Source organism: Spirochaetota bacterium, from assembly GCA_026415295.1.
Classification (GTDB): Bacteria; Spirochaetota; JAAYUW01; order JAAYUW01; family JAOAHJ01; genus JAOAHJ01.
This window is the reverse complement of record JAOAHJ010000015.1, coordinates 1-12,479: the sequence shown is the minus strand read 5'-3', so window position 1 is coordinate 12,479 and position 12,479 is coordinate 1. Positions and strand designations below refer to the sequence as shown.

General features: G+C 22.9%; 11 protein-coding genes, 1 tRNA gene and 1 rRNA gene. 8 read left to right on the top strand and 5 right to left on the bottom strand.

The window, feature by feature from the left end; genetic code table 11:
- Positions 1-6 precede the first annotated feature (6 nt).
- The 6 genes from N3A58_03630 (at position 7) to N3A58_03605 (ending at position 4,870) form a co-directional block, all read left to right on the top strand.
- Complete coding sequence (locus tag N3A58_03630; protein ID MCX8058487.1) at positions 7-561, top strand: hypothetical protein; 555 nt, start codon at positions 7-9, stop codon at positions 559-561.
- 341 nt (positions 562-902) lie between these two features.
- Positions 903-1,850 carry a carbamate kinase gene (gene arcC, locus N3A58_03625; protein MCX8058486.1) on the top strand — a complete coding sequence of 316 codons (948 nt, stop codon included), beginning with the start codon at positions 903-905 and terminating at the stop codon, positions 1,848-1,850.
- A gap of 164 nt (positions 1,851-2,014) precedes the next feature.
- Positions 2,015-3,205 carry an aminotransferase class I/II-fold pyridoxal phosphate-dependent enzyme gene (locus tag N3A58_03620; GenBank protein ID MCX8058485.1) on the top strand — a complete coding sequence of 397 codons (1,191 nt, stop codon included), beginning with the start codon at positions 2,015-2,017 and terminating at the stop codon, positions 3,203-3,205.
- 56 nt (positions 3,206-3,261) lie between these two features.
- Positions 3,262-3,780: a YkgJ family cysteine cluster protein gene (locus tag N3A58_03615; protein ID MCX8058484.1), complete on the top strand. Its 519-nt coding sequence runs from the start codon at positions 3,262-3,264 to the stop codon at positions 3,778-3,780.
- A 74-nt stretch (positions 3,781-3,854) separates the two neighbouring features.
- Positions 3,855-4,415, top strand: coding sequence for an NUDIX hydrolase (locus N3A58_03610; protein MCX8058483.1), 561 nt, complete (start codon positions 3,855-3,857; stop codon positions 4,413-4,415).
- A gap of 140 nt (positions 4,416-4,555) precedes the next feature.
- Positions 4,556-4,870 carry a hypothetical protein gene (locus N3A58_03605; protein ID MCX8058482.1) on the top strand — a complete coding sequence of 105 codons (315 nt, stop codon included), beginning with the start codon at positions 4,556-4,558 and terminating at the stop codon, positions 4,868-4,870.
- Positions 4,871-4,897: 27 nt separating this feature from the next.
- Here N3A58_03605 and N3A58_03600 read toward each other — a convergent pair whose 3' ends face one another.
- The 5 genes from N3A58_03600 to N3A58_03580 all read right to left on the bottom strand — a co-directional run bounded on the left by N3A58_03600 (position 4,898) and on the right by N3A58_03580 (position 9,875).
- Positions 4,898-5,392 carry a hypothetical protein gene (locus N3A58_03600; GenBank protein ID MCX8058481.1) on the bottom strand — a complete coding sequence of 165 codons (495 nt, stop codon included), beginning with the start codon at positions 5,390-5,392 and terminating at the stop codon, positions 4,898-4,900.
- Between the two features lie 236 nt (positions 5,393-5,628).
- On the bottom strand, positions 5,629-6,696 hold the full coding sequence (pstS, locus tag N3A58_03595) for a phosphate ABC transporter substrate-binding protein PstS (protein MCX8058480.1): 1,068 nt from the start codon (positions 6,694-6,696) through the stop codon (positions 5,629-5,631).
- 88 nt (positions 6,697-6,784) lie between these two features.
- Positions 6,785-8,680 (bottom strand): ATP-binding protein, encoded by a 1,896-nt coding sequence (locus N3A58_03590; protein MCX8058479.1) that lies wholly within the window; start codon positions 8,678-8,680, stop codon positions 6,785-6,787.
- A gap of 137 nt (positions 8,681-8,817) precedes the next feature.
- Entirely contained in the window at positions 8,818-9,582 is a 765-nt protein-coding gene (locus N3A58_03585) for a response regulator transcription factor (GenBank protein ID MCX8058478.1), read from the bottom strand.
- Between the two features lie 221 nt (positions 9,583-9,803).
- Positions 9,804-9,875: transfer RNA gene (locus tag N3A58_03580), tRNA-Glu, on the bottom strand.
- Positions 9,876-10,164: 289 nt separating this feature from the next.
- Here N3A58_03580 and N3A58_03575 point away from each other — a divergent pair.
- Positions 10,165-11,682 (top strand): Do family serine endopeptidase, encoded by a 1,518-nt coding sequence (locus N3A58_03575; GenBank protein ID MCX8058477.1) that lies wholly within the window; start codon positions 10,165-10,167, stop codon positions 11,680-11,682.
- 679 nt (positions 11,683-12,361) lie between these two features.
- A 16S ribosomal RNA gene (locus N3A58_03570) occupies positions 12,362-12,479 on the top strand; the annotation flags it as partial.

The window sequence follows — 12,479 nt, the reverse complement described above, 5'->3', positions numbered from 1 at the left end:
GTAATTATGAATAAGCAAACAATTGCTGTTATTTATATTGAAAAAGAAGACAAATATGTTCTCGATATTTATGAATATGGAGATGATATAATTGATTTTGAGAACTTTGAAATATCTGAGACTCCTAACATTGATTTATCTCCATATATTAAAAGAGAAAAATTGGAAACAATTTATGAAAAGATTCCAAAAGCTAATTTCAATGAAATTATTGAAGATGATGATAAGAAATACAAATTTGAGCAATTTGTTAAAAAAGTTTTTGATGTAGTGGATGAAGTTTATTTTTTTGATCATGAAAGCAATTCTTTTGAAAAAATCGATTATGATGATTTTTTAGATATTGTAGAAAAGTATGATGAGAAAGTATGTCTTGCAATTTATCAATTAAAAGAAATTGATGAAGATAGTTATATAGAAGATGAAGATGAATATTTAGATGAAGATGAAGATTATGATTATGAAGATGAAGAAGATGAATATGAAGATGAGTTTGAAGATGAATATTATGATGATGAAGATTTTGATGATGAGTTTACGGATGATGATGAAGATTATTAAAAGTATTTGTATAATTTAAGTTATTTTTAACTTGACATTAAAATTTAATATTGTAATTATTAAAAGCCCCTTATAACTAAGGGGTTTTTAAAATTTTAAAGATATGTTTTATACTTAGGTATAAATTTTTTATTTTATTTAATAGCAATATAATTAATTTTAGGTTAATTTGTAATTAAATTTTTTATTAATTAACTTTTTACTATATAAATTACTATACAAAAATTTAGTATTATAATGTTTTTCATATTTATTAAATTAAAGAAAATTAATGATTAAATGTTATATTTAATTTTATAAAATTAAATATATATATTAAAAAAATAAAAGGAGTTTTTATTATGAAAAAATTAGCTGTTATTGCAATTGGAGGTAATTCTCTCATAAAAGAAGGAGAAAAAGGGACTATTGAACAACAATTTAAAGCAGTAGAGACTACAATAGAAAATGTTGCAAAGATAATTAAATCTGGATATAATGTTGTAATAACTCATGGCAATGGTCCTCAAGTTGGAAATGTTCTTATTCAGTCGGAAGCTGCAAAAGATCATGTTCCAACTTTACCAATGGATTATGCAGGTGCTTTTACTCAAGGTGGGATTGGATATATGATTCAACAGGTTGCAAGGAACATTTTCTCAAGAGAAGGGATAAAAAATGAAGTAGCAACTGTTATAACTCAAGTTCTTGTGGACAAAAATGATAAAGCTTTTCAAAATCCTACAAAACCTGTTGGTCCTTTTTATAAAACAAAAGAGGAAATAAGTGAAAGAATAGAAAAAGAAGGATGGGTTGTAGTAGAAGATGCAGGTAGAGGTTATAGAAGAGTAGTTCCATCTCCAAAACCTATAGATATTGTTGAATTAAATGTAATTAAAAAACTTATAGAATCAGATGTTTTGGTTATAGCAGTTGGAGGAGGAGGCGTTCCTGTTATTAAAGAAAATGGATTATATAAAGGAGTTGCTGCTGTTATTGATAAAGATTGGGCAAGTGCTCTACTTGCTTCAGAAATAGAAGCTGATGTTTTTATCATTTCCACAGGAGTTGAAAAAGTAGCTATTAACTTTAAAAAACCTGATCAAAAATGGATTGACTTTATGGATATTGAAGTAGCAAAAAGATATATTCAAGAGGGTCATTTTGCAAAAGGATCAATGCTTCCTAAAATTGAAGCTTCCATTCAATTTATTGAGAAAGGTGGAGAAAAAGTAATAATAACATCCCCTGAAAAACTATATGATGCTTTGATGGGTAATTCTGGAACACATATTACATCTGTTGAATAAAAAATTTTTCTATATCCTATAAATTATTTTAATAAATTTATTTAGGTTTATATTAAAAATTAAAATGAGTTAATTAATATGTAGAACCATTAGAAGGGTTAATAGTGTTAATTATTTGAAAATATTAATTAATAGTATCTAAGATATTAGAAATATATAAAATTATGGAAAAATATAAAAGATTTAAAACTAAAGCAATTCATATTCATATTGAAAATGAACTTGATTCTAATCCTTTAAATCAACCTATTTATCAAACATCTACATTTAATTTGAGAAATTTTGAAAATATTGAGAATCTTTTTACATTAAAAAAAAGAGGTTATGTTTATACAAGAGGGGGAAACCCCTCTGTAAATAACCTTGAAAAAAAATTATCAGTGCTTGAAAATGCTATAGATGGTGTATGTTTTTCTTCTGGTATGGCTGCTATTTCATCTGTTTTATTCTCGCTTCTTTTGGCAGGAGATGTTCTTGTCGTTCATGATACCTTATATGGTTCAACTTATTCTTTTATTAAAGATTTTTTAAGTAAATATAATATTAAAGCCATTTTTTGTAATTTTTGTGATTTAAAAGAATTAGAAAATATTGTTTTTAATAATAAACCAAAATTATTATATTTTGAGACACCATCAAATCCCCTTTTAGAATCTATAGATATTGAAGAAGTTGTTAATATTGCAAATAAAGTAAATGCTAAAGTAGTTGTTGATAATACTTTTTTAACACCTTATTTTCAAAATCCATTAGACTTTGGAGTTTATGTTGTTGTTCACTCTTTAACAAAATATATAAATGGACATGGAGATGCTGTTGGAGGTTTTGCTTGTAGTAAAGATAAGGATTATATTGATTATTTAAAATTTGGTGTTATGTGTGAAATTGGGAGTTTACTTGATCCAAATTCAGCTTTTTTAATTTCAAGAGGATTGAAAACCTTAGCTATAAGAATGGAAGAACATCAAAAATCTGCTATTAAATTAGCTAATTTTTTAGAAAGAAATAAAAAGATTAAAAAAGTTTATTATCCTGGTTTACAGTCTTATGAGTATAAGAAAATAATTGATAAACAATCAAGAGGCTATGGAGGAATTTTATCATTTGAATTAGATGCCGATTTAGAAAAGACAAAAAGATTTATTGAATCAGTTAATATTCCAGTTTTAGCTGTGTCTCTTGGTGATTGCGAGACACTAATTGAACATCCCCTTTCTATGACACATAGATCTTATTTAAAAAAACCAGAATCTGAAGTCTATAAAAAACTTCAAAATTTAGTCAGAATTTCAACAGGACTTGAAGATCCAGATGATATAATAGAAGATCTTGATGCGGCATTAAAAAAAATTTAAAAAATATTAATTAATAATAAAAATAATAAAATTTATTTGGAAAATAAATAAAAATAATGGATTATAATTACAATAAATTAGAAATAAAATTTATATTTAATGATATAATTAAAGATCTTTATATTCCAGAAAGTTTTAGTTTTGAATGTCAAAACTGTGGGCTTTGTTGTCGAGGGGAGGAGGGGTTGGTCATTTTATTTAAAAATGATTTGAGAAAAATATTAAAAAATTTAAAAATTTCTGAAGATTTTTTTAAAAAAAATTATACAAAAAATTATTTTACTTTTCTATCTTTAAAAGAAAAACCAAATTATGATTGTATTTTTTGGGATGAAAATTATAATTTTAAAGGATGCAAAATATATAGATTTAAACCATATCAATGTGATTCTTTTCCATTTTGGGTATCAGTTTTTTTAAGTAAGAATAGTTTTATTAACTATAATAAAAAATGCAAAGGATTTTTTAAGGGGGAAAAAATATTTAGTAGAAAAGATATTATAAAAAAGATTTATAAAGATTTTGAAAAAAGATTTTTATGGTATAAATACTTGTACGATTTCGAGATAAGTTGATTTTTTGTAAAATTTTATAATAAATAATAGATATAAAATAGTAAAAAAATAATTTTATAATTATGAAGTAAATTATGATAAACAAAAATACTAAATTAAAAATAATATCTAGGGAAGAGTTAGTAAAATCATCTTATACAACTTATTGCAGAAAATATTTTCTTGACGAAAAAAATAATAAAAAAGAGTATACTTTTATTAAAAGAAATCTTAATCAGAGAGCTGTTGTAGTAATACCCAAATTAATAGATAAAGATGAAATTATTTTAATTAAACAATTTAGAATTCCTTTTGAGGATTATTTTATAGAATTTCCAGCAGGATTAATAGAAATTGGAGAAAAAATAGAAGATGCTGTTATAAGAGAACTCAAAGAAGAAGCAGGAGCCTATGGTGTAATTAAGCATATTTCAAAAGAGGTAAGTTCTACACCAGGTTTAACAGATGAACTCGTTTATTTTGTTTTTGTAGAAGTTGTAAAAATTGAAAAAAATTCTCCAGAACATTCAGAAGATATTGAAGTAATATTAGTTAATAAAGAAAAATGGGAAGAAATAAAAATAAAGGAAAAAAATATTCAATCATGGGTATATTTATTTTGTGAAAGTTTTTTTAATAAAACAATATTTAATTAGTTTATAATTAGATAATTTATTAAGTTTAAAATATATAATTATTAATAATAAATAAAAATAAATGATTCTTTTAATAATAATGAATATTAAGTTGATAATTGAGACAAAGTAAACATTAACTTAAATTTTTGATATATTTTATGAATTATTATAGTTTTATTTTTTTTATTCTTTTACTAGTCCTTTTATTTCTCTATTTTAATTATATAAATAAAAAATCAAAGCATTTAATTGAAGAAAATTCATTAATATTAAAAGAATTTGGACAAATATTGGTATTATTTAATCAATTTAAAAATGAAATTGATTTTACAAAAAAAATGAATCTTTTAAATAGTTTAAGAACTAAACTCTATAATTTTCAAACATCCTATAGTACAAAAAGCTTTGAAAAAGAAATAAACTTAATTGAAGAAGAGTTATATGAATTTATGAAAAAAAATAATATAGATTAAATTTTTTATAAATTTAGTAATTTAGTATTAAAAATAATATCTTATTCCAAGAAAAATTTCTGGAGAAAATGTAGTTTCTGGAAAAATTAATAAAACGGGAGCTACTTCAAAGAATATATCTATTGGGGCATTTGAAAATATATAAGATATTCCTAAAGGTATTTTTATTCCAGTATAAAATATATTTGGATTAAATTGAAATGAAATTCCTATTCCTAAAATAAGAGGAGCTTGCCCTTCTGAAGTTGGAATAATATCAAAAAAATGTATAAGGTATGATGCAGAGAAATAAAAATAATTATTTTTCATTATAGAGTATGCAAGGTTGAACTCTAATGCATTTCCACCTTTTGAGGATAACCAATATTTAGCAGTAATACCGCTTGGTTGACCTAGAAATATACCAAGACCGAATATCTTTGGTTCTGATTTTGATTTTGCAAAAACAATTTGGTAATTGAAAATAATAAAAAAAGTAATAACTAAAAAGATTAATGAATATTTTTTGGAATATTTTTTCATTTTACAACACTCCTTATCTTCTGATAATTTTTTTTAATTTTAAAAAGATTTAAAAAAAGATATATATTTTTTAAATAACTTACTATTAATAAATTAAAATATAATATAAAATAATCAATATATTATAAAATTTTAAATAAAAAAGAGATTACCTATAATAAGGTAATCTCTTTTTACTTATTTAATATTAAAAAAAGAAATATTTTTTAAAATATATTTATATTTTTAAAATTATTTTATAATAGAGGTTTGCCATCAAAAGTTACAGATTTTAATATTTTTTCTATAAGAGAAATAGCTTTTTCAGGAAGTGGAGCATACAATAGTGATGGAGCAAATTTCTGGCCATCATGAGTCATCCACCATAAAAGTGAAACTAAAGCTTTTGCTCTTTCGATTTTTCTATTGTTATAGTTTTGTTCTTTATAAATAACTAACCATGTAAAAGTAGTAATAGGATAACCATTTTGAGCTGATGTATTAACTAATTCTATTCTAGTATCTGCAGGAAGTTCAATATTAGCAGATAAAGATGTTGAATTTAAATCAGCTTTAATCCAATTTCCAGCTTTATTTTTAACAATTGCAAAAGGTAAATTGGAGTTTATAGCATAAGCAATTTCTACATAACCTATAGCACCTTCTGTCTGTTTAATAATTGAAGCAACTCCTGCATTTTGTGGTCCACCAACACCAGTTGGCCAATTTACAGTTTTACCTTTACCAACTTTTTGAGCAAATTCACTTGATACTAAAGATAAATAAGCAGTAAAATTATAAGTAGTTCCAGAACCATCAGATCTATAAGCAACAGTTATAGGAAGATTTGGAAAGTTAATATCAGGATTTAAAGCTTTGATTTTTGGGTCATTCCAATTTTTAATATTTCCAAGAAAAATTTGAGCAATTGTGTCTCCATCAAGTTTAATTTGTGGATTTCCAGGTAAATTATATGAAACAACGATAGCTCCAAGGCAAGTTGGTATGTGAACAACAGGAGCAGGCATTTCTGACATTTCCTTATCACTTAAAAAAGCATCAGTTCCTCCAAAATCAACTGTTCTTTCTTTGATTGCTTTAATACCACCAGAAGACCCAATAGCATTATAAGTAACTTTTGCTTTGGTATCTTGGTTAAATTGCATCAACATTCTCTCATATAAAGGAGCAGGGAAAGATGCACCAGCTCCTAATAACTCTATTCCTGAAAAATCAACTGTTTGGGCACCTTTGCCAGCAAAAAAGCTAAATAAAACAAATACAGAAACCGAAATAAGAATAAAATACCTTAGAAAATTTTTCATAATAAAATCCTCCAGATTTTTTTTCAACTGAAATTTATGTTTTTAAAATTAAATTATTATTATGAAATTGTTAAGAATATGTAAATAATTATTCAATGTTTGATTTAATCTCTTTTGGGATATGAAGAAAAAATTTAGTGCCTTTATTTTCTTCACTTATTAATTTAACTTTGATATTTAATAAATTTGTTATATGTTTTACAATAGATAAGCCGAGACCTGTTCCTGCTAATTTTTTTGATCTCGATTTATCAATAACAAAAAATCTTTCAAATATCCTTTCTAGGTATTTTTCAGGTATTCCTATTCCTGTATCCTCAATACAAATGATAATACTATTATCTTCTTCTTCTCCAAATATTTTTATATATCCTTTATCAGTATATTTAATACTGTTTGATATAATATTTATAAATACTTGTTCAAGCTTGAATCTATCAGTTTTTATAATATTGTTTTTTATTAAATCTAATTCCAATATTAATTTTAAATTTTTATTTTCTATATCCTTTTTGAATAATTCACATGAAAGGTTTATTAATTCTTTAATATCAATTTCTTCTATCGAAATACTATAAGTATTTTCAAGTTTTCCTAATAAAGATAAATCATTTACGATATTAATAAGTCTTTCAGTATTATTTTTTATTATTTTAATATAAGAATAAATTTCCTCAATATTATTGGTATGTTCTATAGTTTCTAAAAAGCCTTTAATTGAGGTTAAGGGTGTTTTTAATTCATGAGAAGCATTAATAACAAAATCTTTTTTTTGTTGAATAAATTTCTGAAAATCTGTTAAATTTCTTAAAATAATAATTATTTTATCATAATTTTCAAGATAACTTGAAATACAAAAATAAACTTCATCATTTATTATAACATTTTCAAAATATTTCTTTTTTTCATTTTTAGTTAAATTAATAATATTAATTAGATAGGGTGAATTTATTACTTTCCAGTATTCTTTTCCAATTTTTTCTTTAATTTCAGATATTTGATCAAAGTTTTTGTTTTTATAAATTATTTTATCATTATTGTCGATTAGAAATATAATTTCTTCAACATTTTCAATAATTGTTGAAAGAAAGGTATTATTTAAATCTTTTTCTTTAATTAATTGTCTGATTTTATCAAAAAGTTCGTTATAAAAATTAGCAAGAAAAGCAAATTCATCATTCCCTTTAATAAAAATATCCTCTTGGATACCCTCATTAAAATTTTTTGCGACTTTAAGTAGAATATCTAAATTTTTTGTAGTTTGCTTTGTAAAAAAAAATAGTACAAGAATTTCAAGTATTAATATAAAAATTACAAAAAAAATAATTTTATTTATAATTATATTTAAAAAGTAATTAATGTTTTTAGAAAAAGTAGAAATTCTCAAAACTCCTATAATTTTATAATTAGTATCTATTTTTCCAACTATTGGAGGTTTATTAATAATGTTTGATTCTTGGTAAAAAGAAGGTTCAAATATAGGTATAGAGTAATAAAACATATTCTCATTTAAAGTTGGGCTAAATTTTTGTAAAAAAGTTCTTTCGCCATATAAAGCATTAATAACTTCTATTCTATTTGAATGATTTTCCATTTTTTTAAAATCAAAATTTGAATCTGCAATTACATCTCCATTTTTAAGAATAATTGTATATCTATAATTAGTAATATTACTATAATATTTAATTAATTTATTAATTTCATTGATTGTTATTTCATCATTGTAAGATTCTTTATTGCTAGAATTTGTTGAAAGTTCAGATAAATAAATAGAAATAGTTTTTTCTATAAGATTTGCTTGATTAGATAAGTTTTCTTTTATTAGTTCAAAATATAAATTTGAAATACTATTGTATACTATAAATAAACTAAATGATATTAAAATGGTCATTGATATTAAGATTAAAACATAGATCTTAAACCAAAAAGATTTAATAAAATTAATTTTATTAATTTTGAAAAAATTAATAATTTTATTTTTCATGATTTTTCTAATTATTTATAATAAATGTAAAACGAATATAGTGATAAAAATAAAATTATAATATTAAAATTAAAAAATTAATCTAATCGTAAATTAAAGAGCTATTAAGTGTAAAAAATAAAATGAAAACTAAAATATTAGTCTGGATTAAATTTATAACCTATTCCTCTTATATTTTGTATTTTTTCTCCATAACTACCAAGTTTTTTCCTTAAGTTAGTAATATGAACATCTATCGTTCTATCAATAACATATTTTTGATCACCCCATAAATATTCCAGTATTTGATCTCTTGAAAAAACCCAATTTGGTTTAGTTAGTAAAAGTTCTAATATTTTGAATTCAGCGTACGTTAATTTTATTTTAGATTGATTTACAATTACATCAAAAGAATTTAAATTTATGATAATTTCGTTTTTATAATTAATGATATCATTTTTTTCATCTTTTTTAGCTGAAGTCAGTTTTAAACTATCCTGACTATCTTTTTCATCTGCTTTATAAATAAGATCATATTTGTTTAAAATATTTTTTATTCTTCCAATAAGTTCTCTAGGAGAAAATGGTTTTACTATATAATCATCAGCTCCTAATTCGATCCCCAAAACTCTATCTATTTCTTCATTTTTTGCTGTTAAAAATATAACTGGCTTATTTTTTAAATCAGGAATTTCTTTTATTTTTTTATATATTTCAAAACCATCAATTTGAGGTAACATTAAATCAAGTATAATTAGATCAGGTTTACTGCTTTCTTTAATAAAAATTTTATTTAAAAAGTTTTCTGGATGAATAAATCCTTCAAAAATATATCCTGCTTTTTCAAGATTTATTTTTAGAAGTTTTATTATATCTTCTTCATCATCTAAAGCCCAAATAATTTTTTCTTTAAATTCTTTCATTAAAATTTCCTAATGTTTTATTTACTAAAATTTTAATATAGTTATTTTGTTAATTCAATATAAATTTTTTGTTAAGATTTTGCTATTGAATATAGGATTAAAAATTGATTTACATTTTAATATAGCAAATTTTTATATAAAATTTTTTTATTTAAGCTTTCTTTTTAATAAAAATTTATTGTGAATAATAAAAATTTAGATTTTAAATAAAAAAAAGGCATCACCCCATAGGGGAATCGAACCCCTGCTGCAAGATTGAAAATCTTGTGTCCTAACCACTAGACGAATGGGGCATAATGCCTTACGACAAACTTATATACATTAAATAAAAAAAAAGTCAATAAATTTTTATAAATTCTTTAAATAAAAAAGTTCAAAACAATTATTAACATTTTTTAACTTTACTTTTTAATATTAATTTAATATATTTTTTTATATAAAATATTATTTGTATATAAATATTATTAATTATTTTTCATATACTTTTTTTGTTTATTACTTTTTAAATTTTAATTTTTTTAAAATTTATATTGGAAAAATACTAAATTAAAGTTTTAATTTATTCAATAATAAGGAGTTTATATGAAGTTAAAGATTAAACTTATTCCTTTTTTGAGATATTTACTGTTATTTATTATATTAACACTATCTATTACTACTTCTCTTTTTATTATAAACTCTTGTGATAAAAAAGATTCAAGGATAAGTTCTACAAAAGAAAGTATACTAGCTCAAGATAAAAATAATGAAAATCAAAATAATCCAAACAATTTACCAGTTGAAACAGGTAATGATCTTGCTATATCACTTGCCTTACAAGAAAGGTTAAGGAAAATAGTTAAAGATAGTTTACCAGCTGTTGTTCATATTACAAGTATAGTTGAACAACAAATTCCATCATATCCCTTTCCATTTCCTTTTTTCCCTGATTATCCTGAAGGTAAGAGGGATGTAGAGGTTTATGGGTCAGGCTTTATAATTTCAAAAGATGGTTATATATTAACTAATAATCATGTTATAAGTGATGCAAAAGAAGTTAAAGTAATATTAATGGATGGAAGTGAGTATAAAGGAGAAGTTCTTGGAAGAGATCCTTCTATTGATGTTGCTATGTTAAAGATAAATCCTGGTAAGAAAGTTCTCCCGATATTAAAATTTGGAGATTCAGATAAAATTGAAGTAGGTGATATAATAATAGCAATAGGCAATCCTTTTGGTCTTGATGGAACTGTAACTCAAGGGATTATTTCGGCAAAAGGAAGATATAATATTGGAATTAATAATCTTGAAAATTTTATTCAAATAGATGCAGCAATAAATCCAGGAAATTCTGGAGGCCCTCTTATTAATTTGAATGGTGAAGTTATAGGAATTAATGATGCAATATTGTCTAATACTCAACAGTTTGCAGGTATAGGACTTGCTATTCCAATAAATATGGTTAAACCAATTATAGAAAATCTTATAAAAAATAAACCTATAGAGAGAGGTTATTTAGGAATTAGCTTGCAACCTATGACAAATGATAAACTTAAATATTATGATGTTAAGGATTTATCTGGTGCAATTGTTGTTTATGTAGACAAAAATTCACCTGCTGAAAAAGCAGGAATAAAACCAGGAGATTTAATAATTGAGTTAAATGGCCAAAAAATAAAAGATATGGCAGATTTAAGAAATAAAGTGATGATGATGCCTGCTGGGAAAGAGGTTATCTTAAAGATTATTAGAATAGAAAATGACAAAAAACAGGAAATGAATATTAAAGTAATACTTGGTAAAAGGCCATCTGAAATAACTCAAGGTGTTTTAGAATCAAATTGGCTTGGGGTTCAAATATCTTCATTAAATGATCAAATTAAACAGAAATATAATATTTATGGTATTGACAAAGGAGTTGTTGTTATTCAGGTGAAAAGGGATTCATTAGCAGATAGAGCAGGTATTATTGAAGGTGATGTAATAATGCAAATAAATGACTTTGAAATAAAAAATGTAGATGATTTTTATTCTACATTAGAAAAAGTTAAAGATAATAAAAAATTTAGATTTATTATTTATAGAAGAGGTGCTATGATTCTTATTACTATAACTAAATAGAATATTAAGTTATAGAATTAAGTTAATTAATTTAAGTTTTTAACATTTAAATAACTTTCAATTTAAATAAATTATTTTTTATTTTTATAAAATTTATAAGATATTATTTTAATTACCATATAAAGTGTTCGATATTTGCAAGTTTAAAAGAATTTATGTATTTATTAAAAAGTGGATTCTTTAATTAATAATTGTTTTTTAATACTTATGTTGAAATTGCAATGTACTAAAATTTTGTAATATAAATTTACAAAAGTTGATTTTTTAATTTTTAATTATAAATGAATTTTTATGCTAAAAAAGTTTTATATAATATTTATTATTCAAGTTTTAATTAAAAAAAATTATGAATAAATTATTTAATCTTAACTTATATATTATTAAATATATATATTAAAAAATATAAAAAAATTATTTAAATTTGATATTTTCTTTTTATAAATTTAATATGTTATATAAAAATTAAGTTATTTTTTAAATATCTTTCATATTATATATAGTTAAGATATAAACTTATTTTTTTATTTTATTAAAAATTTTTTTAGTTTTTTTTAAAAAATTCTTGACAAAAAAAAAATAAAAATTAAATTCGATTTTACCAGAAGCTCTTTGAAATATGTAGAGTAGGTAAAAATTCCTTTTTTCAGAATTAAACCTATCGATACACAGAGATATATGGTGTATGGAGGGTTTGATCCTGGCTCAGAGTTAACATTGGCAGTGCGTCTTAAGCATGCAAGTCGAACGGCAGCGCAGCTGTAGCAATACAGTGGGCGGCGAGTGGCGGACTGGTGAGT